The 23,636-nt window shown below is 63.6% G+C and carries 31 protein-coding genes and 1 pseudogene; 13 read left to right on the top strand and 19 right to left on the bottom strand.

The features are described 5' to 3' along the window. The first annotated feature begins 66 nt into the window (after positions 1 to 66). Positions 67 to 2,910, top strand: coding sequence for a DNA polymerase I (polA, locus tag IQ25_RS07310; RefSeq protein WP_144904323.1), 2,844 nt, complete (start codon positions 67 to 69; stop codon positions 2,908 to 2,910). 12 nt (positions 2,911 to 2,922) lie between these two features. On the opposite strand, the gene IQ25_RS07305 is transcribed toward polA, so the two are convergent. Next, on the bottom strand, positions 2,923 to 3,621 hold the full coding sequence (locus IQ25_RS07305; RefSeq protein ID WP_144904321.1) for a hypothetical protein: 699 nt from the start codon (positions 3,619 to 3,621) through the stop codon (positions 2,923 to 2,925). Between the two features lie 181 nt (positions 3,622 to 3,802). On the opposite strand from IQ25_RS07305, the gene IQ25_RS07300 reads away from it, so the two are divergent. Next, positions 3,803 to 5,311 (top strand): YifB family Mg chelatase-like AAA ATPase, encoded by a 1,509-nt coding sequence (locus tag IQ25_RS07300; RefSeq protein ID WP_144904319.1) that lies wholly within the window; start codon positions 3,803 to 3,805, stop codon positions 5,309 to 5,311. Here IQ25_RS07300 and IQ25_RS07295 read toward each other — a convergent pair. Further along, positions 5,308 to 5,556 carry a GlsB/YeaQ/YmgE family stress response membrane protein gene (locus tag IQ25_RS07295; protein ID WP_144904317.1) on the bottom strand — a complete coding sequence of 83 codons (249 nt, stop codon included), beginning with the start codon at positions 5,554 to 5,556 and terminating at the stop codon, positions 5,308 to 5,310. The two genes, IQ25_RS07300 and IQ25_RS07295, sit on opposite strands and share 4 nt — an antisense overlap. Before the next feature lie 496 nt (positions 5,557 to 6,052). Here IQ25_RS07295 and IQ25_RS07290 point away from each other — a divergent pair, with 496 nt between their 5' ends. Both IQ25_RS07290 and IQ25_RS07285 read left to right on the top strand, forming a co-directional pair. Then, on the top strand, positions 6,053 to 8,056 hold the full coding sequence (locus IQ25_RS07290; protein ID WP_144904315.1) for a ribonucleoside-diphosphate reductase subunit alpha: 2,004 nt from the start codon (positions 6,053 to 6,055) through the stop codon (positions 8,054 to 8,056). A gap of 161 nt (positions 8,057 to 8,217) precedes the next feature. Continuing rightward, a complete protein-coding gene (locus IQ25_RS07285) occupies positions 8,218 to 8,679 on the top strand; it encodes a PepSY domain-containing protein (RefSeq protein ID WP_258536978.1) in 462 nt (153 codons plus the stop codon). Between the two features lie 230 nt (positions 8,680 to 8,909). Here IQ25_RS07285 and IQ25_RS07280 read toward each other — a convergent pair whose 3' ends face one another. Beyond that, positions 8,910 to 9,134 (bottom strand): DUF2171 domain-containing protein, encoded by a 225-nt coding sequence (locus IQ25_RS07280; RefSeq protein WP_246415729.1) that lies wholly within the window; start codon positions 9,132 to 9,134, stop codon positions 8,910 to 8,912. Between the two features lie 537 nt (positions 9,135 to 9,671). Here IQ25_RS07280 and IQ25_RS07275 point away from each other — a divergent pair. The 4 genes from IQ25_RS07275 (at position 9,672) to IQ25_RS07260 (ending at position 11,836) form a co-directional block, all read left to right on the top strand. After that, positions 9,672 to 10,727 (top strand): ribonucleotide-diphosphate reductase subunit beta, encoded by a 1,056-nt coding sequence (locus IQ25_RS07275; RefSeq protein ID WP_144904310.1) that lies wholly within the window; start codon positions 9,672 to 9,674, stop codon positions 10,725 to 10,727. A 280-nt stretch (positions 10,728 to 11,007) separates the two neighbouring features. Beyond that, positions 11,008 to 11,289: a hypothetical protein gene (locus IQ25_RS07270; protein ID WP_144904308.1), complete on the top strand. Its 282-nt coding sequence runs from the start codon at positions 11,008 to 11,010 to the stop codon at positions 11,287 to 11,289. Continuing rightward, complete coding sequence (locus IQ25_RS07265) at positions 11,270 to 11,587, top strand: DUF1294 domain-containing protein (protein WP_338112219.1); 318 nt, start codon at positions 11,270 to 11,272, stop codon at positions 11,585 to 11,587. The genes IQ25_RS07270 and IQ25_RS07265 overlap by 20 nt, the downstream gene beginning before the upstream one ends. A gap of 66 nt (positions 11,588 to 11,653) precedes the next feature. Then, the gene (locus IQ25_RS07260) at positions 11,654 to 11,836 is read left to right on the top strand and encodes a hypothetical protein (protein WP_144904306.1); all 183 of its coding nucleotides are present in this window, start codon (positions 11,654 to 11,656) and stop codon (positions 11,834 to 11,836) included. Between the two features lie 103 nt (positions 11,837 to 11,939). On the opposite strand, the gene IQ25_RS21335 is transcribed toward IQ25_RS07260, so the two are convergent. Beyond that, positions 11,940 to 12,029 carry a PEP-CTERM sorting domain-containing protein gene (locus tag IQ25_RS21335; protein ID WP_258536976.1) on the bottom strand — a complete coding sequence of 30 codons (90 nt, stop codon included), beginning with the start codon at positions 12,027 to 12,029 and terminating at the stop codon, positions 11,940 to 11,942. A 4-nt stretch (positions 12,030 to 12,033) separates the two neighbouring features. On the opposite strand from IQ25_RS21335, the gene IQ25_RS21330 reads away from it, so the two are divergent. The 3 genes from IQ25_RS21330 (at position 12,034) to IQ25_RS07245 (ending at position 13,841) form a co-directional block, all read left to right on the top strand. Beyond that, positions 12,034 to 12,651, top strand: coding sequence for a hypothetical protein (locus IQ25_RS21330; RefSeq protein WP_258536975.1), 618 nt, complete (start codon positions 12,034 to 12,036; stop codon positions 12,649 to 12,651). 556 nt (positions 12,652 to 13,207) lie between these two features. After that, the gene (locus IQ25_RS07250) at positions 13,208 to 13,639 is read left to right on the top strand and encodes a hypothetical protein (protein WP_144904302.1); all 432 of its coding nucleotides are present in this window, start codon (positions 13,208 to 13,210) and stop codon (positions 13,637 to 13,639) included. Next, complete coding sequence (locus IQ25_RS07245) at positions 13,632 to 13,841, top strand: helix-turn-helix transcriptional regulator (protein WP_144904300.1); 210 nt, start codon at positions 13,632 to 13,634, stop codon at positions 13,839 to 13,841. The genes IQ25_RS07250 and IQ25_RS07245 overlap by 8 nt, the downstream gene beginning before the upstream one ends. Here the strand turns inward: IQ25_RS07245 and ruvB are convergent. The 10 genes from ruvB to IQ25_RS07195 all read right to left on the bottom strand — a co-directional run bounded on the left by ruvB (position 13,818) and on the right by IQ25_RS07195 (position 19,202). Beyond that, positions 13,818 to 14,846, bottom strand: a complete 1,029-nt coding sequence (gene ruvB, locus IQ25_RS07240) for a Holliday junction branch migration DNA helicase RuvB (protein WP_144904298.1) — start codon at positions 14,844 to 14,846, stop codon at positions 13,818 to 13,820. The genes IQ25_RS07245 and ruvB overlap by 24 nt on opposite strands. Further along, positions 14,843 to 15,139 carry a type II toxin-antitoxin system RelE/ParE family toxin gene (locus IQ25_RS07235; RefSeq protein ID WP_158637705.1) on the bottom strand — a complete coding sequence of 99 codons (297 nt, stop codon included), beginning with the start codon at positions 15,137 to 15,139 and terminating at the stop codon, positions 14,843 to 14,845. Before IQ25_RS07235 ends, ruvB begins: the two co-directional genes overlap by 4 nt. Next, positions 15,132 to 15,380, bottom strand: a complete 249-nt coding sequence (locus tag IQ25_RS07230; protein ID WP_144904294.1) for a ribbon-helix-helix domain-containing protein — start codon at positions 15,378 to 15,380, stop codon at positions 15,132 to 15,134. Before IQ25_RS07230 ends, IQ25_RS07235 begins: the two co-directional genes overlap by 8 nt. Positions 15,381 to 15,443: 63 nt before the next feature. Continuing rightward, entirely contained in the window at positions 15,444 to 15,794 is a 351-nt protein-coding gene (locus IQ25_RS07225) for a hypothetical protein (protein WP_144904292.1), read from the bottom strand. A gap of 4 nt (positions 15,795 to 15,798) precedes the next feature. Next, entirely contained in the window at positions 15,799 to 16,416 is a 618-nt protein-coding gene (gene ruvA / locus IQ25_RS07220; RefSeq protein ID WP_144904290.1) for a Holliday junction branch migration protein RuvA, read from the bottom strand. An 82-nt stretch (positions 16,417 to 16,498) separates the two neighbouring features. Then, positions 16,499 to 17,008 (bottom strand): nucleoside deaminase, encoded by a 510-nt coding sequence (locus IQ25_RS07215; RefSeq protein WP_246415709.1) that lies wholly within the window; start codon positions 17,006 to 17,008, stop codon positions 16,499 to 16,501. Positions 17,009 to 17,042: 34 nt separating this feature from the next. Beyond that, on the bottom strand, positions 17,043 to 17,519 hold the full coding sequence (ruvC, locus tag IQ25_RS07210; RefSeq protein ID WP_144904288.1) for a crossover junction endodeoxyribonuclease RuvC: 477 nt from the start codon (positions 17,517 to 17,519) through the stop codon (positions 17,043 to 17,045). Position 17,520: 1 nt separating this feature from the next. Continuing rightward, a complete protein-coding gene (locus IQ25_RS07205) occupies positions 17,521 to 17,871 on the bottom strand; it encodes a DUF3147 family protein (protein ID WP_144904286.1) in 351 nt (116 codons plus the stop codon). Positions 17,872 to 17,874: 3 nt separating this feature from the next. Then, positions 17,875 to 18,438: a hypothetical protein gene (locus tag IQ25_RS07200; protein ID WP_144904284.1), complete on the bottom strand. Its 564-nt coding sequence runs from the start codon at positions 18,436 to 18,438 to the stop codon at positions 17,875 to 17,877. Continuing rightward, positions 18,438 to 19,202, bottom strand: a complete 765-nt coding sequence (locus IQ25_RS07195; RefSeq protein WP_144904282.1) for a YebC/PmpR family DNA-binding transcriptional regulator — start codon at positions 19,200 to 19,202, stop codon at positions 18,438 to 18,440. The genes IQ25_RS07200 and IQ25_RS07195 overlap by 1 nt, the downstream gene beginning before the upstream one ends. Before the next feature lie 103 nt (positions 19,203 to 19,305). Between IQ25_RS07195 and IQ25_RS07190 the strand changes: the two genes are divergently transcribed. Continuing rightward, complete coding sequence (locus IQ25_RS07190; protein WP_144904280.1) at positions 19,306 to 19,995, top strand: CPBP family glutamic-type intramembrane protease; 690 nt, start codon at positions 19,306 to 19,308, stop codon at positions 19,993 to 19,995. Positions 19,996 to 19,998: 3 nt separating this feature from the next. On the opposite strand, the gene IQ25_RS07185 is transcribed toward IQ25_RS07190, so the two are convergent. The 4 genes from IQ25_RS07185 to IQ25_RS07170 all read right to left on the bottom strand — a co-directional run bounded on the left by IQ25_RS07185 (position 19,999) and on the right by IQ25_RS07170 (position 21,760). After that, positions 19,999 to 20,598 (bottom strand): hypothetical protein, encoded by a 600-nt coding sequence (locus tag IQ25_RS07185; protein WP_144904278.1) that lies wholly within the window; start codon positions 20,596 to 20,598, stop codon positions 19,999 to 20,001. A gap of 99 nt (positions 20,599 to 20,697) precedes the next feature. Further along, a complete protein-coding gene (locus IQ25_RS07180) occupies positions 20,698 to 21,015 on the bottom strand; it encodes a heavy metal-binding domain-containing protein (protein WP_144904276.1) in 318 nt (105 codons plus the stop codon). Positions 21,016 to 21,088: 73 nt separating this feature from the next. Further along, complete coding sequence (locus IQ25_RS07175; RefSeq protein WP_144904275.1) at positions 21,089 to 21,325, bottom strand: DUF2312 domain-containing protein; 237 nt, start codon at positions 21,323 to 21,325, stop codon at positions 21,089 to 21,091. Between the two features lie 96 nt (positions 21,326 to 21,421). Next, positions 21,422 to 21,760 (bottom strand): DUF1244 domain-containing protein, encoded by a 339-nt coding sequence (locus IQ25_RS07170; RefSeq protein ID WP_144904273.1) that lies wholly within the window; start codon positions 21,758 to 21,760, stop codon positions 21,422 to 21,424. A 43-nt stretch (positions 21,761 to 21,803) separates the two neighbouring features. On the opposite strand from IQ25_RS07170, the gene pyk reads away from it, so the two are divergent. Beyond that, positions 21,804 to 23,255, top strand: a complete 1,452-nt coding sequence (gene pyk, locus IQ25_RS07165) for a pyruvate kinase (protein WP_181447200.1) — start codon at positions 21,804 to 21,806, stop codon at positions 23,253 to 23,255. A gap of 178 nt (positions 23,256 to 23,433) precedes the next feature. Here pyk and IQ25_RS07160 read toward each other — a convergent pair. Next, positions 23,434 to 23,636, bottom strand: a pseudogene (locus tag IQ25_RS07160) (IS5/IS1182 family transposase); the annotation flags it as partial.

Below are 23,636 nucleotides of genomic sequence, written 5' to 3'. Positions count from 1 at the left end.
AACGTTGCTGAGAGTTCCTCCTGCAATCCCCATGACGCGGCCCTTCCGCCCTGCTAACACCGCCCGATGGACGAAAAACAGCATCTCTATCTGGTCGACGGGTCGGCCTACATCTTCCGCGCCTACCATCGCCTTCCGCCTTTGACCAATCCGGCAGGTACCCCGGTGGGGGCGGTCTACGGCTACACGACCATGCTGTGGAAACTGGCAGAGGACCTGCACAAGGCCGATGGCCCGACGCACCTCGCCGTGATTCTCGACAAGGCAGGAACCTCGTTCCGCAATGATCTTTACGACCAGTACAAGGCCAACCGTCCTCCTCCGCCCGAAGACCTGGTCCCGCAGTTCCCGCTGATCCGTGACGCGACGCGGGCCTTCAGCCTCGCCTGCATCGAGGAAGACGCGCTCGAGGCTGATGATCTCATCGCCTCTTACGCCCGTGCCGCCACTCTGCGCGGCTGGGATGTCACAATCGTCTCGTCCGACAAGGACCTGATGCAGCTGGTCGGCAAGTGCGGGACCGGCGGCGGTTGCGTCGACATGCTCGATACGATGAAGAACCTGCGCATCGACGTGCCCGAAGTGGTCGAGAAGTTCGGTGTACCCCCCGAGAAGGTCGGCGACGTTCTCGCCTTGATGGGTGATTCGGTTGACAACGTGCCCGGGATTCGCGGCATCGGCCCGAAGACCGCTACCAAACTGATTCAGGAACACGGCGATCTCGAATCGGCGCTAGCCGCTGCGCCTTCGATGAAGCCGGGCAAATTGCGCGAAAGCCTGATCGAGCAGGCCGACATGGCGCGCCTTTCGCGCGTGCTGGTCCAGCTCAAGGAAGACTGCGCTCTTCCGATCCCGATCGAGGACTTCGCACTAGGTCAGATTCCGCGCGAACCATTGGCAGCCTTCCTCGAAGAGCATGGCTTCACCAGCCTGCTGCGCCGCCTGGATGACGGCAAGGGCAGCCCGGGACCAAAGACCCAGCTCAATCCCGCCAAGCCCGAGAATCAGGCTGCGGCTCCTGCCTCTCCCCAGGGTGGCAATCGCCAGCCGCTGCCCTCATGGCCCGCGCCGGACCTTTCCGCCTACGCTTGCGTCCAGTCGATGAGCGAACTGCAGCAGTGGATCGCACGGGCCTTTGCCGCGCGTGTGGTGGCGGTGGACACCGAGACCAGCGCGCTCGATGCAATGCGCGCCGATCTGGTCGGGGTCAGCCTTGCGCTCGGCCCCAATGATGCCTGCTACATACCGTTGGGCCACGGCGGGTCCGACATGTTTGCCGAAAAGCCGGTGCAGGTGGATCGCGCCGAAGCGCTCGCCGCGCTGAAGCCGCTGCTGGAAAGCGATGCGGTGCTGAAGGTCGGCCAGAACATCAAGTACGACCTCAATATCCTTGCCCGCCATGGCATAATGGTCGCCCCCATCGACGATACGATGGTGATGAGCTTCTGCCTTGATGCGGGCCGGGGCGAAGTGGGCGTTGCCGGGCACGGCATGGACGAATTGTCCGAACGGCACCTGCTGCACGCGACGATGAAGTTCAAGGACCTGTGCGGCACGGGCAAGAAGGCGATTTCCTTCGCCGAAGTGCCGTTGGCGGACGCCACGCGCTATGCCGCCGAGGACGCAGACGTCACTTGGCGCCTCCATCGCCTGTTCCAGCCACGGCTGGTCGAGGAAGGCGGAATGCGGGTCTACCAGAAGGTCGACAGGCCGCTGGTGCCTGTCGTCGCGATGATGGAGCGCAACGGCATCAAGGTCGATCGTGAGCGTCTGGCGGGCCTTTCCTCCGAGTTTGCCACGCAGATCGCCCGCCTCGAAGGCGTGATCCACGAAGCGGCGGGCATGGCCTTCACCATCGGCAGCCCCAAGCAGCTTGGCGAAGTGCTGTTCGACAAGCTTGGCTACAAGGGCGGCAAGAAGGGCAAGACCGGCCAGTATTCGACCGACCAGTCCGTGCTGGAAGGCCTTGCCGCGCAAGGGGCGGAAGTCGCCACGCTGGTGCTGGAATGGCGGCAGCTGTCGAAGCTCAAGTCAACCTACACTGATGCGCTGCAGGCCGCGATCAATCCCGATACCGGGCGCGTCCACACCAGTTACAGCCTCGTGGGGGCACAGACCGGACGCCTCTCGTCCAACGAGCCGAATCTCCAGAACATCCCGATCCGCACCGAGATCGGCCGCCAGATCCGCGATGCCTTCGTGGCCGAGCCGGGCAACGTCCTGCTCGCCGCCGACTACAGCCAGATCGAACTGCGCCTTGCCGCGCACATGGCCGATGTTCCGGCGCTGAAGGAAGCCTTCGCTGCTGGCGAGGATATTCACGCGCGCACGGCGATGGAAATGTTCGGCACGGTCGACCGCGACACGCGCGGCCGCGCCAAGACGATCAACTTCGCCATCCTCTACGGTATCAGCCGCTGGGGCCTCGGCGGGCGTCTGGGCGTGAGCGCTGACGAGGCGCAGGCGATGATCGACCGCTACTTCGAACGCTTCCCGGGCATACAGCGCTACATCCACGAAACATTGGAGAGCGTGCGCGAGTGCGGCTATTCCGAAACGCTGTTCGGCCGCAAGACCTGGTTTCCGCGCATCGGTTCCAAGAACCAGGCCGAGCGTCAGGGCAGCGAACGCGCCGCGATCAACGCGCCGATCCAGGGCACCAGCGCCGACATCATCAAGCGGGCCATGGCTCGCATGATGCCGGCACTTGCCGAAGCCGGTCTCGGCCACGTGAAGATGCTGCTGCAGGTCCACGACGAACTGGTGTTCGAACTGCCCGAAGGAGACGTGGCGGCGGCAAGGCCGGTGATCGAGCGGGTGATGGCGACAGCGGCGGAACCGGCGGTCAAGCTCACGGTGCCGCTGGGCGTCGAGATCGGCACCGGCCTGTCATGGGGCGCCGCGCACTAGGCGCGCCGGGCTTCAGTTCAGCGCCGCGTATTGTGCCAGATCAGCGGTGCCGAGCGTCAGGACGTCCTCGTTCGGGACCGAGTTGGTCAGCGCATAGAACGCCGCTGCCTTGTCCGCCGCCAGTCCCATCTCGCGATAGTAGTCGAGGTACGCGCGGTTGACCGGGGCCGAGGCGGCAAAGTCGTCCGGTTCGCGCCCGTCCTCATCGATCCACGAATGGACCATGAATTCAGCGTCGGGGGCGGCACTGCGGCTGGCGCCTGCCAGAAACAGCTCGACCGCGCCTGAACGCACCGAGCCGTGGTCCGGCACATGCGTGGCGATGCCCTGCGCGCGGATCATCCGGCCAAGGCGCAGGTTGGCAAAATCGTCGACCGTGCCGGGGCAATCGGGCATTTCCAGCACGCGAATGCCGGGATAGGCGCGCAGCATCTTCTGGAAATCGGCCGGGGAATAGCTGTCAGTCTCGGCGACGAGCGCCGCTCGATTGCCGTCGAGCACCTCGAACGGCCCGAAGCTCGCCACGCCCTTCACATCGGCACGAGACAGGCCGACGAGCCGCTCCGATCCTGGCTCCTCGACTTCGACGACCGTTGTCTCGGTCCAGGTGACGCCGTTCTCGACCCATGTCCGCGTGCTGACCTCGCGCGCAAGCGCAGGTTGGCACGCCAGCAGGGCGCAGATTGCAGGCAAGGCGAGACGGCGGAGCATCGGCTCAAGCTTTCCGCCCGAGCGGATTGCCGAATTGCCAAGGAACGGGGTTAAATTCGGTTCACCGTGTTTTCTGGAGCGCGGCTTCGACGGGAATGCCTCGGAAATGGCAGCATCCCGCCCCCTGGATGCGCCTGAAGGCGCTACGCTCCGTATTGTCCCGTATCGGGCAGGAGGATGCATGGTCGCGCTGGTATCGACGGTTGCCTATCTCGGGCTCGAGGCGCGCGCTGTCGAGGTTCAGTGCCAGGTCGCCCCCGGCCTCCCCGCCTTCCGCGTCGTTGGCCTGCCTGACAAGGCCGTGGGCGAAAGCCGCGAGCGGGTGTCGTCTGCGCTCTCCGCGTTGGGTCTGGCACTGCCGCCCAAGCGGATCACCGTGAACCTCTCTCCGGCAGACCTGCCCAAGGAAGGCTCGCACTATGACCTGCCGATTGCCCTCGCACTGCTGGCCGCCATGGGCGTTGTCGATCTCGAACAGATCGCCGATTACGTGGCTGTTGGGGAACTGGCGCTCGATGGCCGCGTGCTGCCCTCGCCCGGCGTGCTGCTGGCGGCATTGCACGCCAGTGGTGAGGACAAGGGCCTGATCTGTCCCGCTGCGCAAGGGCCCGAGGCGCGCTGGGCCAGCGGGATCGACGTGATCGCCGCGCCTGATCTGATCGGCCTGCTCAACCACCTCAAGGGCACCAGCCGGTTGCCGCAGCCCACGCAAGGCGTGGCAGACCCGCCCCGCCGCATGGCCGATCTCAAGCAGGTGAAGGGGCAGGAAACCGCCAAGCGCGCGCTGGAGATCGCAGCGGCGGGCTCTCACAACCTGCTGATGTCAGGCCCGCCCGGTGCCGGAAAGTCTCTGCTTGCCTCGTGCCTCCCCGGCATCCTGCCCGAACTGACTCCGGCAGAGGCGCTTGAGGTTTCGATGGTCGCTTCGGTCGCCGGGACACTCGAGGATGGGCGGATCAGCCGTGCCCGCCCTTTCCGTGCCCCCCACCACTCCGCCTCAATGGCGGCGCTGACGGGCGGCGGGCTGAAGGTGCGACCGGGCGAGGTCAGCCTCGCCCATCTCGGCGTGCTGTTCCTCGACGAACTGCCCGAATTCCAGCGCGTCGTCCTCGATTCCCTGCGCCAGCCGCTCGAAACAGGCGAGGTCACCGTCGCCCGCGCCAATGCCCATGTCACCTTTCCCGCGCGGGTCCAACTTATCGCCGCGATGAACCCTTGCCGTTGCGGGCACCTCGGCGATCCCGCACTCGGCTGCAGCCGAGCCCCGCGCTGCGCTGCGGATTACCAGTCGAAAGTCTCAGGCCCCTTGCTCGACCGCATAGACCTGCACGTCGAAGTCGATCCCGTATCCGCCGCAGATCTGGCCTTGCCGCCGCCAGCGGAAGGTTCGGATCAGGTTGCCGCACGTGTGGCACGGGCAAGATTGGTCCAGACTGCCCGCCTCGAAGGCACACCCTTCCGCTCCAACGCGGAGCTGAACGGCGATCTGCTCGATGCCCATGCCACGCCGGACGAACCGGGCCGCAAGCTGCTGGCCCAGGCAGCCGAAGCCATGCGCCTCTCAGCGCGCGGCTATACCCGCATGCTGCGTGTGGCTCGCACCATCGCCGATCTGGCAGGCGTGGAAACGGTGGGGCGCATCCATGTCGCCGAAGCGCTCAGCTACCGGCGCGTGGCGCCTCGGGCCTAGAGACTGCGCCCGACGAAGATCAGCAGCATTGCGCCGATCACCGACGCAAGGCAGCCGGCCCGGTTCACGCCGTCGCCGAATCTACCGCCCGACTTCCAGCTCGCGAACACGCCCGCCACCAGCGCACCGCCCACGCCGAGCAGGATCGTCTTGAGTAGCCCGATGTCTACGTCACCGGGATAGAAGAACCGCGCCAGCACGCCCACAACAAGGCCAGTGAACACGATCGAGAGAAGATTCAGCACAAACGCACTCCATTCCTGTGGACACCACATATGGTGGCTGTTGACCGGTTCTTGTCCACAATTTGCTGGGACGTGCGAAAAATATTTCGACGGATGTCATTTGCCACTTGAAGTGCCGCTCTTTCCACGCGTCGCTGCACTGCAGCATGACTTTTGCAGCGACGAAACGAATCGGATGTGCGACGAATCGAGTCTTCGTCTGGACGTTTACCCTCTTGTGTCTGATTCCGGTTGAGGCACTATAGGTTGTGGTCGGGCTTCAGGGGGACCTCTAAACCTAGTTTAGAGCGCTTGGGCGTGTTTTGCGCGCATTGGCAACGCTTTGCCTGCGCTCAGGGCATCAAGGCTGCGATCAGGCGTTTTCGGGGCAGGGCGTTGCGGGACATAATCGTTCCACTTTCGTTCCGTCTCCTGTAGGATCGGGATATCGCCCGATTCGAGTGTGGATTTAGGCCCGGCCCGCAAGGCTGCCGGGCCTGCGAACGGGGGTTGCGACGTGGATTTCAGGACTGGAGACGGCTCCGTGGTTGCGCAGGACGAACTGGCGCTTGCAGGCGCCCCGGCTTCTGCCGGTGAGGCGAAGGCACTCGACATGAACAGCAAGGATGCAGGCAGCGAGGCTCTCGTGGCGGGCATGGCGGCAAGCGTTGCGGCAGCGGCCGTCGCGGCTGCGCCGGTCAGCGATTCCAAGAAGGTCAATCCGCGCCGCTTCACCATCGTCACCGACGATTCCCGCGATGCGCTCCTGACCGATTTCGGTAAGGATACGCTCGACGATCGCTACCTCCTGCCCGGCGAGAAGTATCAGGATCTGTTCGCCCGCGTGGCCGATGCCTATGCTGACGATCAGGATCACGCCCAGCGTCTCTACGACTACATCTCGAAGCTGTGGTTCATGCCCGCAACGCCGGTTCTTTCGAACGGCGGCACCGGCCGCGGCCTGCCGATCTCGTGCTATCTGAACTCGGTTGACGACAGCCTCGAAGGCATCGTCGCCACCTGGAACGAGAACGTCTGGCTCGCCTCGCGTGGTGGCGGCATCGGCACCTATTGGGGCAAGGTCCGCGGCATCGGCGAATCTGTCGGCCTAAACGGCAAGACCAGCGGCATCATTCCTTTCGTCCGCGTGATGGATTCGCTGACCTTGGCGATCAGCCAGGGCTCGCTGCGCCGTGGTTCAGCCGCCTGCTACCTTGATGTCAGCCATCCGGAAATCGAGGAATTCCTCGAGATCCGCAAACCTTCGGGTGACTTCAACCGCAAGGCGCTGAACCTCCACCATGGCGTGCTGTTGACCGACGAATTCATGGAAGCCGTGCGTGACGGTTCCGAATTCCACCTGCGCAGCCCCAAGGACGGTTCTGTCCGCGCCACGGTCGATGCGCGCTCGCTGTTCCAGAAGCTAGTCGAAACCCGCCTTGCCACGGGCGAGCCCTACATCGTGTTCAACGACACGGTGAACCGCATGATGCCCAAGCATCACCGCGATCTGGGCCTCAAGGTCTCGACCTCGAACCTCTGCTCGGAAATCACCCTGCCGACGGGCCGCGACCATCTCGGCAACGATCGCACTGCGGTTTGCTGCCTGTCCTCGCTCAACCTTGAAACCTGGGACGAGTGGAACGCGGACAAGCGCTTCATCGAGGACGTGCTGCGCTTCCTCGACAACGTGCTGCAGGACTACATCGATCGCGCGCCCGACGAGATGGCTCGCGCCAAGTATTCGGCCATGCGCGAACGTTCGGTCGGCATGGGCGTGATGGGCTTCCACTCCTTCCTCCAGCTCAAGGGCATCGCCTTTGAAAGCGCGATGGCCAAGGCGTGGAACCTCAAGATGTTCAAGCACGTCGCCGCCAAAGCTGACGAGGCTTCGCTGGTGCTGGCGCAGGAGCGGGGACCGTGCCCCGATGCTGCCGACATGGGCGTGATGCAGCGCTTCAGCTGCAAGATGGCGATTGCTCCCACCGCGTCGATTTCGATCATCTGCGGCGGCACCTCTGCCTGCATCGAGCCGATCCCGGCCAACATCTACACGCACAAGACCCTCTCGGGCTCGTTTGTGGTCAAGAACCCCTATCTGCAGAAACTGCTGGCCGGAAAGAGCAAGGATTCCACCAACGTGTGGAACTCGATCCTCGAACATGGCGGCTCGATCCAGCACCTCGATTTCCTCTCGCCGGAGGAAAAGGCGGTCTACAAGACCAGCTTCGAAATCGACCAGCGCTGGCTGCTCGAATTTGCCGCAGACCGCACGCCCTATATCGATCAGGCCCAGTCGCTGAACCTCTATATCCCGGCCGATGTCGACAAGTGGGACCTGATGATGCTGCACTTCCAGGCGTGGGAGAAGGGCATCAAGTCGCTCTACTACCTCCGCTCTAAGTCGGTCCAGCGCGCAGGCTTCGCCGGTGGTGTCGAGGCGGACAACACCGCCGAGGCCCCCAAGATCGAGCTCTCGGCCGGCGAGACCGACTACGAGGAATGCCTGGCCTGCCAGTGATGGTGGCGCCAGCAACCTTCGACGCCTGAGAGCGCTCATGCCATGTTCGGCAGCCAACGCACGTCTTGAGACGTCCAGACGGCTGCCGAACAGCAGGGCCTTGTTACACCCCGCGACACTTTGCGGCTGGCGTTTCGCTGCGACAATCCGCGACAAGACTTGTGCTTGCACGATCCCAGGCAGGCCCGCTAAGGCGGCTTTGTCTAATCTTGCGATCAATTCGCATTATCAAAGGGGTTCGTTTCATGCGCAAGTGGCACCGCTGGATCACGGTGTTCTTCGGGGTCTTCATGATCTGGATGGCCTTCACTGGCGTCGCCAGCCACGTGACGGCGCTCTGGCCTGCGGGCGAGCAGGCGGGGCCTCCACCGGTTCCGCAAGGCTTCGTCTGCCCGGAAACCATGATGTGCCGTCCCAAGGCGCCTCCGGGCGGGATGAAGTCGCTGGTCGGCTGGTTCCATCACCTCCATTCGGGCGAGGAGTTCGGACCCGTAGGCACCGCGATCTCGCTGATGACCGGGCTGGCGCTGCTGTTCTTCAGCATCTCGGGCCTGTGGATGTACTTTTCCATGTGGAAGAATCGCAAGGATCGGAAGGCAAAGCCCGGCTGGTTTTGGAAGTAGTCGAGTCTTTGATTGGTACGCCCCTGACATCCGTCAGGGGCGGGCCGGAGCCGCAAGCCCCTGACGGATGTCAGGGTCGCACCCAGCCAGAAAAGAAAAGCGCCCCGCCTTTCGGCGGAGCGCTCTCCGGTCGCGTGGCACGACCTGGTCCCGAAGGGGGCGGGACGTTCTTGCAGTCCGGAACCGGTTGGTCGGTCGGACAGCGGAAATGCCTCGCTGCCTTGCCGGACTTATTCTTCTTCGAGCATGCCCCAGGCAACATCACCGTTGGCAGAGAGGCGAACCTTGTCGCCTTCCACGCCGGCGATCAGCCCGCTGGAGAGATAATGGTGGTGACCCGAATGGGTTCCGCCCTCATGCCCGGCGTCGTTGTCGCGGCGGGTAAGCTTGATGCGGTGGCCGTCCATGTGGTCGACGGTGCCGACATGCGTGCCGTCGGCGCCAATCACTTCCATGTGCTCGCGAATCTGCGAGGACCAGTCCTGTCCGCCGCTCTGCCTGTCGCTCTCGAACTGCGACTGCTGGCCCTGGGCGTCGCCGTGCTGGCCCATCTGGCCCGAGCCGGAATCGCCACTCCAGCGATCGCCGCCCATCTGCTGATCCGAGCCGCCGGGGCTGCGCATGCCGCCGTCGGTCGACTGGTTCATCTGCTGTTGCTGGCGTTCCCCGGCATTGGCACCGGTCACGTTGCGCGAGTCGTTCGGTTCATATTCGCCCATGGCAATTCTCCTGCGAATTCATTGGGTTTGAGCGGGCAAGGCCTCTCGCCTGCCCTTGCCCATCCAACCGTTCGCAGCCCCGCCCGTTCCGGCCCGCGGCGGCCCTTCGCGCCAGTACGATGGCCCTCATCGCCAGCCCGAGCGTTCCTGCCCCAAAGGGCACGATTCTTGGGCGTGGAAAACCCTGCCACTATCCCCGGCCAAGGCCCCCCGCGCGCTTTCGCCCGGCCTCCGCACACCTTACATTGACAGAATCAGCACAGGACACCGCCCATGCCCCTTCTTGAAGCCCGCAACACCTACAAGCCCTTCGAATATCCCTGGGCCTACGAGTTCTGGAAGCGCCAGCAGCAGATCCACTGGATGCCGGAAGAAGTGCCGCTGGGCGAGGATTGCCGCGACTGGGCGCAGAAGATTTCCGAGCATGAGCGCAACCTGCTGACGCAGATCTTCCGCTTCTTCACCCAGGCCGACGTGGAAGTGCAGAACTGCTACCACGAACAGTACGGCCGCGTGTTCAAGCCGACCGAGGTCAAGATGATGCTCGCCGCCTTCTCCAACATGGAGACGGTGCACATCGCCGCCTATTCGCACCTGCTCGACACCATCGGCATGCCCGAAAGCGAATACGGCATGTTCCTCGAATACGAGGAGCTTAAGGCCAAGCACGACTACCTGCAGACCTTCGGCGTCGATACCGACGAGGACATCGCCCGCACGCTCGCCATGTTCGGCGGCTTCACCGAAGGGCTGCAGCTCTTCGCCTCGTTCGCCATGCTGATGAACTTCCCGCGCTTCAACAAGATGAAGGGCATGGGCCAGATCGTCTCGTGGTCGGTCCGCGATGAATCGCTCCACTGCGAAGGCATCACCCGCCTGTTCCACGCCTTCGTCAAGGAGCGCGGCTGCCTGACCAAGGCGGTGAAGGAAGACATCATCGATTGCTGCCAGAAGACGGTGCGCCTCGAAGACGCCTTCATCGATCTCGCCTTCGAACAGGGCCCGGTCCCGGGCATGAGCGCCAAGGAAATCAAGCGCTACATCCGCTACATCGCCGACTGGCGCCTGTCGCAGCTCGGCCTGCCCGCGATCTACATGATCGAAGACCACCCGCTGCCGTGGCTCGCCCCGCTGCTCAACGGCGTCGAACACGCCAACTTCTTCGAAACCCGCGCCACGGAATACTCGAAGGCCGCCACCAAGGGCGACTGGAACACGGTGTGGTCGAGCTTCGACAAGCGCCGGAGTGCGAAGTCGGCGGCGAATGTGGAAGCGCCGGTCGAGGTGGATGTTGATATGTTCGGCGCCGCGGGGATTGCGGCGGAGTGATTTTGGCGGAGTTGAACAAGTAAGGAGGGATTGATGCGAGGGGCATAGCCCCTCGCGCTCCTTTTAATTCTTCAGATCCTTCAAAGTTTACGCCGCGTGATCAGGCCAAGATGATCTGAGTTCAAAGCATGGCTTCTCGCGTCGGCTCGCCTGACGGCGAGTGCGCAACCTCTTGCCCCCCCCTCCCGCAGGTGGGAGGGGCTGGGGGCGGGCATCCGGCGCAAGCCGGATCATAGCACCACGCCTTGCACCGTCCGAGACACTCAACTACCGCTCCCCCATGGAACTAGACGACCAGCTCCGCCGCTATTTCGGCACCGATGATCTTGCCGCCACCACGCCCGCCGTGCTCGAAGCCGGGATCGAGCGGATGCTGGTGGATTTCGGGTTGGAGAAGGACCGCGCGCGGCGGTTCGGGTTGTGGACCTTGCTGCACATGCTGGGCAGCGCGCCCGATCTCGACGTGGCGTTCAAGGATGCTGCGGATCGGGATGCGGCGCGCGATTTCATGGACATGGTAGCCAAAGTCCAGGATGGAACCGGTGCGTCAAGCGCTGGCTGACCTGCCGCTGCTGACGATGGCGGGGGCGTGGCTGGCCCTGGTCAACCTCCACACTTTCACGGCGTTCTGGTTCGACAAGCGCGCGGCACTGCGCGGCACCTGGCGCACGCCCGAATCCAGCCTGCTGATGGGCGCCTTCCTGGGCGGCACGCCGGGTGCGTTCCTGGCGCGGCGCGTGTTCCGGCACAAGACCCGCAAGCAGCCCTTCGTCGGCCAGCTCAAGACCATCGCCTTCCTCCAGATCGTGGGGCTGGGCGGCGCACTCGGCTGGTACGCAGGCGGCATGCTGCAGCACTGACGCAATCGCCGTTTGACGCGGCCTGTCATTGCGCGCAATCTTTCCGCCGGACGGAGGGATCAGCTTATGCCAGCGCTGTTCTGGGGTTTCGTGGCTATCGTTGCTGTGGTGCTGGGGCTCGCGCTTATCGCGCTCAAGCCGCAGGCTCAGGCGCCGGAAAGGCGTCGCGAATCCGGCGATAGTGCGGGCGGAATGTGGTGGGCCACCGATGCCGGCAGCGGCGATTGCGGCGATGGTGGCTGCGATTAGGTCCTGACCGCAACGTTCCAAGCAATCTGATACGCAAAAAGGGCGGCTTCCCCCCGGACGCCGCCCTTCTCGTCACCCGCCGCAGCGGGGAGAGAACTGGTGCTCAGGCTGCTGCCTGCTTCCCATAACGCCGCCGCGCAACGAGAGCCGCCGCGGCCGCGCCAAACAGGATCACCATCGAAGGCTCGGGCACTTCGGTGCCGCTGCTGGTGGACGACGTGGTCGTGCCGCCGTTCGAGCTTGTGGTCGCCCCGCTCGACGTCGAGGTGGAGGACGAGGTCGACGACGAGGTCGAGCTGCTGGTGCTGCTCGATGTCGAGGACGACGTCGACGAGCTCGACGCAACGTTGCCCGAGGACGTGGACGTCGACGAACTCGTGCTGACGTTGCCGGACGAGGTGCTGACGTTCCCGCTTGAGGTCGAGACGTTGCCCGAGCTGGTGCTGACATTGCCCGACGACGTGCTGACGGAGCCGCTCGAAGTGCTGACGTTGCCCGACGAGGTCGAGGTCGACGTCGAAACACCGCCGGTCGAGGTGGATACGCCGCCGGTTGTGGTGGAGCTGGTGATGCCGCCAGAGCTTGTCGAGGTCGAGCCGCCCGAGGTCGACGACGAGGTCGATCCGCCCGAGGTGGAGGTGGAGCCGGTGCTGGTCGAGGAGACGACGACGCTTCCGCCGCCACCACCGCTGCTGCCGCCGAAGAACCCGCCGAAGAAGCCTCCGCCGAATCCGCCGATGCCACCGCCGCCGATCACCACCGGCACACCACCGCCGGTCGATCCGGTTTGCTGCGGGGGCATGGGCGGCATGTAGGGCACTGGCACCATTGCCATCTGCTGCGCAGGTTCGCAGGTCTTGGTCGTGGTGGTCGTCACCACGCGGCGGGCGCGGTGAACGACCCGCTTGGCCGCGCGCTGGGCAATGCGCTTGGCGGGCTTGGTCGTCTTGACCTTGATCGGCTTGACGTGGTGGATCTCACCCTTGGAGGGAGCTTCCGACACGTGCACCGCACCGCCGCCGAGCATCGCGCCGCCTGCGGCCGCCGCTGCCAGTTTTGCCAATGCCATCCGAACCGACATGATCGTTGCTTCCGTTCTCGTTCCTGACGGAGGGCTATCAGAAGCGGGTTAATGCTCTGCTGACCCTTCCTTACCGATCAAGGAACGCAGATGGGCAGGGTTGGAGCAATGCCGTTAACCCTCTTGTAAGCCTTGAATCTGCCCGAAAACGGGACCGGATCGGTGCAGCGGTTAACTCTGTGCCAGAATGGGACCGAATGGGGCGGGAGGATGAAGGCTCGAGTTGACGGCGGGTAACCTACAGGTTACATGTAACCTTGAAGTTACAGAACGTCCGGGAGTGCCAAGCAATGTCCGATTCTGCCGAAGCCGCCGATCGTCTGAGCGCGCGGCGCGTGCGCGTGATGACGGCGGTGATGATTATCTTTGCCGCCCAGTCCGCGCGCCCGCCTGTCGACATGCCCCAGCGCACCGTCGAATACGTCGGGCACTTCGCCTGGTTGGCGCTTGCGCTCGTCATGCTGCTGATCCTGCGCACCGGCGGCATGTGGCTGCGCGACCCGGTGGCACGGCGCCTGTCGAATGATGAAGTGACGCGGGCGAACCGGGCCGAGGCGCTGGAATGGGGCTTTTCCGCAGCGATGGCCACCGCGATTGCCGGAGCGGTTGTCGCCTCGCTGACCGCAATGCCCTCGGTCTTTGCGTTGCGCATGGTCATCCTCGCTGGATTGTTCGTCGCCACGATGCGTTTCGTCCGCCTGGAGCGTGACGCGCTTGCCTGAGAGACTCACCAATAACCTCAAGGCAACTCGCGAAGGCAGAGGGTGGACTCAGGGGCAACTCGCCGAAGCAATCGGGGTATCGCGCAAGACCATCAACACGGTCGAGAATGAGGTCTTCATCCCCTCCACGGTCATCGCGCTGAAGCTTGCCGCAGCGCTGGGCAAACCCGTCGAGGAGCTATTCCGGCTGGTCGAAGAGTGAGGGCGTGGAGCCGGTCGGCGGGGTGAGGCCAAGGTGCTGCCACCCCCGATCATTCAGGCACCGCCCCCGCGCCGTGCGGGCGATCATGCCGAGCTGGATGAGGTAGGGTTCGATCACTTCCTCGATCGTGTCGCGCGGTTCGGACAGGCCTGCCGCCAGCGTCTCCACGCCCACCGGGCCGCCCTTGTAGATATCGGCGATCATGGTGAGGTAGCGGCGGTCCTGCAGGTCGAGGCCAATCTTGTCGACCTCGAGCCGGGTCAGCGCGTTGTCGGCAATTGCTTGCGTGATCTTCTCCGCCCCCGCCACTTGCGCGAAATCGCGCACGCGGCGCAGCAGACGTCCGGCGACGCGGGGGGTGCCGCGCGAGCGGCGGGCGATCTCGGTGGCGCCGCCCTTGTCGATGCCGATCCCCATGAGGCTGGCTCCGCGCGCGACAACGCGTTCGAGTTCCTCGACCGAGTAGAACTGCAGGCGCACCGGGATGCCGAAGCGGTCGCGCAACGGGGTCTGCAGCAGGCCTTGCCGCGTGGTCGCGCCGATCAGGGTGAAGGGTGGCAGGTCGATCCGCACCGAGCGGGCCGAGGGGCCTTCGCCGATGATGAGGTCGAGCGCGCGGTCTTCCATCGCCGGATAGAGCACTTCCTCGACCACGGGATTGAGGCGGTGGATCTCGTCGATGAACAGGACATCGCCGTGTTCGAGATTGGTCAGGAGCGCGGCAAGATCGCCCGCCTTTGCGATGACCGGGCCGGAGGTAGCGCGGAAATTGACGCCGAGTTCGCGCGCGATGATCTGCGCCAGCGTCGTCTTGCCGAGGCCCGGAGGCCCAAAAAACAACACGTGATCCATCGCCTCGCGCCGCATCTTGGCGCTTTCGATGAAGACCTGCAGATTGTCCTTGGCCGCCGCTTGGCCCACGAACTCGGCCAGCGTCTTGGGCCGCAGCGCGGCATCCTGATCCTCGATCTGCGAGGCGGCGGAGAGGAGGGGGTTATCGGTCATGGTTTCAGATGCTTCTGGACATCGCGGGAGTGATGCAGGATGCGAATGATCCGCACGGTATTGCCAAGGACGCGGTAGATGATGCGATGCCGGTTGCATGGCAATTGGCGAACGCCTTCGCCCCAGCTGTCCTTTGCTTCGCCAATCAGCGGATGATCGACAAGGCGTTCAAAGCGTTCCTCGATCTCATCGTTATAAGCATCTGCGGCAGCCGCACCGAACTCCGCTTCGCCATACTCGATGATCTCACTCAGGTCGCGTTGGGCAGCCCTGCTCAGAATAATCCTAGGCACGCCGGGCGCGGCGCTCTTCGACGATTTCCCGAAGCACTTCGCGTGCGTCACGCTCGATGTACCCGGAAGCTTCTCCCTCTTCGATCATCTGGCGGACCCAAGCCGTGTCCGCCGCTTCGTCGAGATCGCGCTTGATCAGATCGCGCAGGTAAGCTCCGGCATCGGCATAACCGCCCTCAGCTATCCGCTGCTGCAGGCGGCTTTCGAGCGACGAGGGAAGCGAGAAGCTGAGATCGGTCATGGCTGGATCATACCGTGTTGGGGGTGTGATGGCAAAAGTTTGGAAGAGCATTCGTAGAGAAGCCTAATTCGCGAAATGAATGCTTCGGACCTGCTTTTCGGGACCAATCAGCTCGATACGTGCATTTCTTGTCATAGACTTGTGTCGCAACACCGGCCGAATGAGGCGATACATGGTTTCGGCATCGTCACCGAAAATCAAAATTGAGACTGCATCTTCCTTGAAAATCGGAGGCCGGACTTCCCCTTCAATCCCAAGCCTACTTTGGAGGTCGTTCAGCAGATAATCCAGCTCTACCACATGCCAGTGGTCGGCTGAGCTCGACGCAGCATGGAGATGTATTCTCACAAACTGCCCAACTTCGCCGTCGGGTGTCTCCAATGAGCCCAGCAGCCTTCTGAACCAACCGAACATAGGCTCACCCCGCCGCCCTCTTAAGCGCCACCCGCACCAGATCGTTCAGCCCCGCATCCTCGCCCATTTCCTTGACCGCGGCGGCCACGGCGCTGCTGGCCACCGCAGGTTTGAAGCCGAGGTTTTGCAGGGCGGAGACGGCGTCGGCGCTGGCGTTGCCCGGGGGTGGGGTGAATACCTCGCCGCCGGCCATGCCGACCGGCGAAGCATAGCCTGCCAATCCACCCGCCTTGTCCTTCAACTCGTTGACGATGCGGCTGGCGAGTTTGGGGCCGACGCCGTTGGCGCGGGCGACCATGGCGCTGTCGCCGTGGGCGCAGGCGCGCTGAAGTTCTTCGATCGACAGGGCCGAGAGGATGGCCAGCGCGACCTTGCTGCCGACGCCTTGCACGGCGGTAAGCAGGCGGAACCAGGCGCGTTCGCCGGCGCTGGTGAAGCCGATCAGGCGCTGGTCGGTCTCGCTCACCTGCATTTCGGTGTGAACGACGACCTTGTCGCCCCGGATGCCGAGGTGGGTGAGCGTCTTGGCCGAGCACTGCACCAGATAGCCGACGCCGTTCACGTCGATCACGGCCCAATCGGGCCCGGTGTCATCGAGAATGCCGGTGAGCTTGGCGATCATGGTTTGTTCCTATGGCAGGAACAATTCACCATGGCCAGAGCCTACTCGCGCCAAATCCGTGGGCAAAAACTGTGGATGGGCGTCAGTCGTTGGCCTGTTTGTCCTCAGGCACGTCGTCCCATGGTCGGTAGTAGAGCTTCGCACAATCGTGGGCGAGGACGCCTCCGGTCAGCGTCAGGTCGTCCTTGTAGGCGTCTGCCACGAAATCCAGCGTCGAGAGGTGGCGGTCCTCGAAGTACATCTCGTGCACGTCGTCGCGGCCAGCGCCATAGACGATGCGCGAGATGCCGGCCCAGATCGAAGCCATCGTGCACATGCCGCAAGGCTGGAGCGTGGAATAGAGCGTCGCGCCGGGAAAGCGCATTTCGCCTGAGGACTTGCCTGCGGCGCGGATCGCCATGACTTCGGCGTGGGCGGTGGCATCGCAATGTTCGGCGGTGCGGTTGACGCCGTGCGAGAGCAGTTGCCCATCGCGCACGATGATTGCGGCGATCGGGGTATTGGCAGGATCGGTTCCCTTGCGCGAGACGGCAAGCTCCTTCGCGCGCGCCATCCAGTCCTCGTCGCTCAATCTGTCGTTCAGTGCGTCCATCCGGTCGATACGCCGACTGGCCGCAGTTGTTCCGCTAGCGGTGGCTGCCGAGCATGTTGCCGTGGGTGATCGCCACGGCGAGGGCATCGGCAGCGTCTTCGCCCGCAAGGTGCACGCCGGGGAGCAGGATCTTGAGCATGTGCTGGACCTGCTGCTTTTCCGCACCGCCCGTGCCGACCAGCGCCTTCTTGATGACCTTGGTCGGGTATTCCGCCACCGGGATGCCCGAGCGCGCCACGGCGACCATGGCGACGCCACGCGCCTGCCCAAGCTTGAGCGTGGACTGCGGGTTGACGTTGACGAAGATCTCTTCGACCGCCCCGCTGTCGGGCTTGTAGATGTCGATCACGGCGGCGAGCGCGGAATCGAGTTCAACGAGGCGCTCGGCCATCGTCGCTTTGTTGTCGGTGCGGATCTGGCCGTTGGCGACGTGGCTGAGGCGGCTGCCCGATTTGGCGATGACGCCCCATCCGGTGACGGTGAGGCCGGGGTCTATCCCGAGAATGATCATGTCAGAGCTTCAGTCCGAAACGCGGGGCCAGGTGCATCATCGCAAGGTAGAGCAGCACAGTCAGCAGGCAGCCCGCAACGAGCGCGATCCAGAACGATACGCCATGGCGCAGCATGGCCGGGATAAGCAGGAACATCGGGAGGCTGGGCAGCACGTACCAGAAGGTCGCCTCGGCATGGATGGCCATGTTCTCAGGATCGGGGCGGGCATTCCACAGGAACACCATCCCCAGCACCGAGATCAGCGGCAGCGAGGCGACGAGAGCGCCGACTGTTGGGAGCTTTCGGCCAATTTCCGAAATGATGGCGATGAGGATGCCCGAGAGCAGCGCCTTTATGGCAAGTGGCATCATGGTTCAGTAGATCATCTCGAAAGGGCCGCCGGGGACTTCTGCGCCGTTCCATGCTGCGGGGGCGGACCGGTTAAGGTCGAAGAAGGCCTTTGCGTTGAAGCGCGCAGCAGACTTGCATCGCAGGCTGGCGAGGGTGGCCGATCCGGTTTCGCCCTCAAGCACCTCAATACCGGACGATGCAATGCCGGGGTTCTCGTTCAGCGAACCGGTTTCATCGACATGGACGACATAGTGCGTCTTGCCGTTGGTGAAGCGGATATAATCCTGATTGAGCCCGCCCTGGCTGCGGTTGCCGCCGGTGTGGATGTTGCTCCAGTCCGGCGAACTGGACACGGTGATGTCCGGACGGCCGGGACGCCCGAAACGGTAGTGGAGCGAATTGCGGCCGAGGCAGATGCTGCCGATCTTCATGCCGAAGCGGCAGGAATAGACCACGCGTTCGCCGTCAGCGCATGAACTGGCGGGTGGTGAGGGACGAGTGCGGGCAGGCTTCGCCACCGACCCGTCGGTCACCAGCAGCACGGCAAGTGCGGCGGCAAAGCGCAAGGCTGCCGCCGCGTTGTGCATCAGCCCAGCTTTTCCATCACTTCGTCGGGGATCTCGTAGTTGCCCCAGACGGTCTGGACGTCATCGTCATCGTCAAGCACGTCGATCAGCTTGAGCAGCGTGGCGGCGTCGTCGGCCGAGACTTCGGTCTTCATGTTCGGGCGCCATGCGAGCTTGACGCCTTCGGCTTCCCCGAGAGTCCTTTCGAGTTCGCGGGCGACTTCGTGCAGATTCTCGATCGCGACCCAGATCTGGTGGCTGCCCGGGTTCTCGTCGCCATCGCCAGCATCGGATTCGACGTCGTCGGCACCCGCTTCGATGGCGGCTTCAAGGACCTTTTCCTCGTCGCCCACCTTGCCGGGGTATTCGATCAGGCCGAGGCGTTCGAAGCCGTGGCTCACCGCGCCCGAGGCACCAAGGTTGCCGCCGTTCTTGGAGAAGGCCGTGCGGATATTGGTTGCGGTGCGGTTGCGGTTGTCGGTCAGGGCCTCCACGATGATCGCGACGCCGCCCGGGCCGTAGCCTTCGTAGCGCACTTCCTCGTAGTTATCGCCTTCGCCCTTGGACGCCTTGTCGATGGCGCGGGCGATGTTGTCCTTGGGCATGGACTGGGCCTTGGCCGCGTTGACAGCGGCGCGCAGGCGCGGGTTCATGTCCGGATCGGGCAGGCCCATCTTGGCAGCCACGGTGATTTCGCGGCTGAGCTTGGAAAACTGTGCAGAGCGCTTTTTGTCCTGCGCGCCCTTGCGGTGCATGATGTTCTTGAATTTGGAATGGCCTGCCATGGTCCGTCTTCTTGCGGGTCTGAGTCTGATGTGCCCCTAGCCGAGACACGGCATTCCGGCAATCGGTGTGGCGCAGGCAACATTTTGCGGGCATCAGTGGCGGATGATCCGCGTCACACTTGCCGAACTTCTCGCCTTTCTTCGCCGACCCGCACCGATGCAGGCATCGGGATTGCAAGCCGATGGTGCGATTCCGCGCTGGCTGGTGCTGGCGGCATTCCAGATCGGCGTGCTGGCGCTGGTCGTGATGCCATTGGTCGCGGCATGGCAGAAGGCCTTTGCGCTTTCTCCGCCGAATGCTTTCGAAGGGCTGGGGCCGCTTGCGTTGTGGGGAGGCGCGGTGCTGCTCGGGCCGGTGTTGGAGGAGCTGTTCTTTCGCGGCTGGATGAGCGGGACGCGGCGTGCGCTCTGGCTCATGGCCGTGATTCTGGCCGGGCTGGTACTGTTCGCTGCACTCGGCAGGGGCAAGCCGCTGGTCGGCGGTGGCATCCTGCTGGCGACGGTTGTCGTGGCAGCGATCGTCTGGTGGCGACTGCGGCGACGGACGGACGTTCCGGCAGCGTTTGTGCGCGCGTTTCCCGCGCTGTTCTATTGCACGACGGCAATCTTCGCCGCGATGCACCTGTTCAACTATCCTACGATCACACTCGTGGCGGTGCCGATGGTTCTGCCCCAATTATGGTCGGGCGTGATGTTCGGCTACATGCGGGTGCGCATCGGCCTTGCCGGATCGATTCTCAACCACATCGCCTCTAACGCAATCATGCTGACGGCGGCATTGCTGGCGGGGTGAGCCCTAGCGGAATGCGCTTTCGGGCGGGCTTTGATGAGCCAAGGCGCGGCCGGTTGAACAGGCGATCAGCAATTGGGTCATGGTGACGACTGCGGTCAGGGTGAATGATGGCAGCAACGGAATCAGTCCCTTGGCCACGTCAACCTTCGGTATGACGGACTGCAACACGATACCAAGTGTAATGACAATCAGCGCTGCAATAATCACATGAACGGAGCGCACCGTATCGCCGATGCCGAGATCTGCGTCACCATCCAGTCTGGCGAAGATGAGAACGTAGCCCGGCATGATCAGGGCTTCGCCAACGGCTCCGACAACATCCATCCACGACCCGTTGAAGCCCGCCCTGTTTGCCAGCGAGGCACCGACGGCAATGAATATGGTGACTGCAAGTATGGCGAGAAGAAAGGTTCCTCCGGCAGATCCCCAGAGCGGAGCTTGCCTCGACATCTCTTGCGCCGTCAGTTGCGAGACGAGCACGAGAGCAATGGCGAGGAAGACGAGATAGGCGCCGAGAGCCGCCAGAAATGGGAACGCTGTCTCTAGCTGGCTCGATCCGATGCCCGGCATGAAAGCGAGGCCCGTGCGGGCGCGCGCAATCATTCCGATTACCAGAACGAACAGCGCAACCCACACTACCGGATTGCCCCACATCCTTAGGGCAGCAAGCAACGTTGCGATCACGTTTCGCAGCAGCATGCCTCAGAGCACCACAGCGGTTCCACTGACACTGACCATCAACATGGAGCCGCGGGCGCCAATGGTCTCGTAATCGATGTCGACGCCAATCACGGCGTTTGCGCCCAGGGCGTGGGCCTTGGCCTCCAGTTCCTGCAGCGCCTGTTCACGCCCGCGTGAGAGCACTTCCTCGTACTTGCCCGAGCGGCCCCCGAAGATATCGGTGATAGAGGCAAAAATGTCGCGCACGATGTTCGCGCCGAGGATCACTTCGCCGGTCACTACTCCGAGATAACGCTGTACCGGACGGCCTTCTATCAGGCTGGTGGTAGATACGAGCATGCTGGCCTCCCTGTTGTATCAGCGAGGCTAGCAGCTTGTGGGCAGTCGTCCAGTCAACCGTTGACCGGAGGCATCAGTCGATGCCCAGCGCGTTCTTGTAGGTTTCGAGCACGGCTTCCATTTCGCGGCGGTCGTCGGGCTTCATTTTACGCAGGCGGACGATCTGGCGCATGATCTTGGCGTCGTAGCCGGTGGACTTGGCTTCGCTGTAGACGTCCTTGATGTCGTCGCCGATGCCCTTCTTTTCTTCTTCGAGGCGTTCGATGCGCTCGATCAGAAGGCGCAGGCGGTCGTCGGCGGATTCGGCCATCGGGAAAGTCTCCAGGTATTCGGGTGAATCAGATCGCGCGGCTGATAGACGCACGACCGGATTCGGGCAAAACCGGGCCTGTGGATAGTCCGGGGATTAATGTGATCCCGCGTTCTTCTTTACGCTCTCGGCCATGCGGGCGAGCTGCTCAGGCGTTGCCTCGCTCTGATAGCGGGCTTTCCATTCGGCTGCGGGAAGGCCGTGGATCACTTCGCGCGCGGCGGTCTTGTCGCCTTCGAAGCCACCCTCGATGATCCAGTCGGCCAGGCAATTGCGGCAGAAGCCGGAAAGCCCCATCAGGTCGATGTTCTGGGCATCGTGGCGGTGCTGGAGGTGCTTCACCAGGCGGCGGAAGGCGGCGGCCGCTACGGAATCGGGCAGCGCATCGATTGCATTCGTATCCACTGTAATGTTCCTTGGGTTTTGAAATGGCATGGGCCATAGCGCATCGCGAAGTTTCATAAGGAGTACCAAAGCCGTGGCCAAGCTCGATCCTCGCGGACGCAAGGTGAAGATCCTCGCAACGGTAGGTCCTGCCAGCCGCGAGCCGGAAATGCTGGAGAAGCTGTACCGCGCAGGAGCCGATGCTTTCCGCGTGAACATGAGCCATGGCGAGCACGCCATCCATGCCGAGACGATCGCCAACATCCGCGCGCTCGAGAAGAAGATGAACCGCCCGATCACGATCCTGTGTGACTTGCAGGGGCCGAAGCTGCGCGTCGGCAAGTTCAAGGAAGGCCGTGCGGTGATTCGCCATTCGGGGCACTTCACGCTCGATCGCAATCCCGAGCCGGGCGACGAAACCCGCGTTCAGCTGCCGCATCCCGAACTGTTCGGGGTTCTGCAGAAGGGTCAGCGCCTGCTGGTCGACGACGGCAAGCTGCGCCTGCGCGTGATCCGGGCGGACATGGACGAGATCCTCTGCTCGGCGGAAGTCGGCGGCGTCATTTCTGATCGCAAGGGCGTCAACGTACCTGACGCCGTGGTGCCGGTGCCTGCCTTGACCGAGAAGGACCGGCGCGACCTTTCGTTCGCAGTCGAGCACGGGGCCGACTGGATCGCGCTGTCGTTCGTGCAACGACCCGAGGACGTTGCCGAAGCCCGCCGCCTGATGGGCGGCTACGGCTCGCTGATGGCGAAGATCGAAAAGCCTGCGGCAATCTCGCGTCTGGAAGAGATCGTCGAGCTTTCGGACGGGATCATGGTTGCGCGCGGAGACCTTGGCGTCGAACTGAACCCCGAAGAAGTGCCGCCGCTACAGAAGCGCATCGTCGAAAGCGCTCGCCGCCAAGGCAAGCCGGTGGTCGTCGCCACGCAGATGCTCGAATCAATGATCGAGGCGCCGACGCCGACCCGCGCCGAAGTGTCCGACGTCGCTAACGCCGTCTACGATGGCGCCGACGCCGTCATGCTTTCGGCCGAAACGGCTGCAGGTGCCTGGCCGGAAGAGGCGGTGACGATCATGCATCGCATCGCCGCGCAGGTGGAGGCCGATCCCGGCTATGGCGCGCGCGTCCACTTCATCGAAACGCTGCCCGACCCGACGACTGCCGACGCTCTGGCACAGGCCGCGGCAAGCATTGCCAACACGCTGCCGATTGCGGGCATCATCGTCTTCACCGGCTCCGGATCAACCGCGCGCCGCGTCGCGCGTGAACGCCCCGGTGTGCCGATGCTCGTGCTTACTCCCTCGCAGAAGACCGCCCGCAAGGTCGGCCTGCTATGGGGCGCACATGCCGTCAGCACCAAGGACATCGGCAGCTTCGAGGAGATGATCGCCAAGGGCAAGCGCATGGCGCTGCGCCATGGCTTCGGTTCGGCGGGTTCGCGCCTTGTCGCGCTCGCGGGTGTCCCCTTCGGCACGCCTGGTGCCACCAACCTGCTCCATGTCGTCACACTGACGGGTAACGAGCTCGATCAGCACAGCTGACAATGATGTAAATATGCCACGCTGCGCGTAAGATGGACACCTCGAAGAACCGTCTGATTTTGGCAGGATAGGGACGTGACGGCCAGCGAGGGGTTGGTGAGCCCCGTTTTCGGTTGGTTGATCCTCTGATTTTCTTGGGTTTCAAGACTGGAGCGCCGCTCTGAACCCCGTTTTCGCGTTATGCGGGCACACTTCGCCCCTCGAGCCAAGTGAGGCGCTGGAAATTGTAAGCGAGGTTGGCCATGCCGATCTTGATGCGGGCGCGGGCAATGCCGATGGTGCGCACGATCAGGCCCATGCGATGCTTCTGCCCGGCAAAGACGTGTTCGACTGCCGAGCGGATGGCTGAGCGCTTCGCATTTGCTCTGGCGACGCGCTCGG

The sequence above is a fragment of the Novosphingobium taihuense genome (assembly GCF_007830315.1).
GTDB lineage: Bacteria > Pseudomonadota > Alphaproteobacteria > Sphingomonadales > Sphingomonadaceae > Novosphingobium > Novosphingobium taihuense.
Note: the sequence above shows the minus strand (reverse complement) of the source record. Positions and strands in the feature narration are given on the sequence as shown.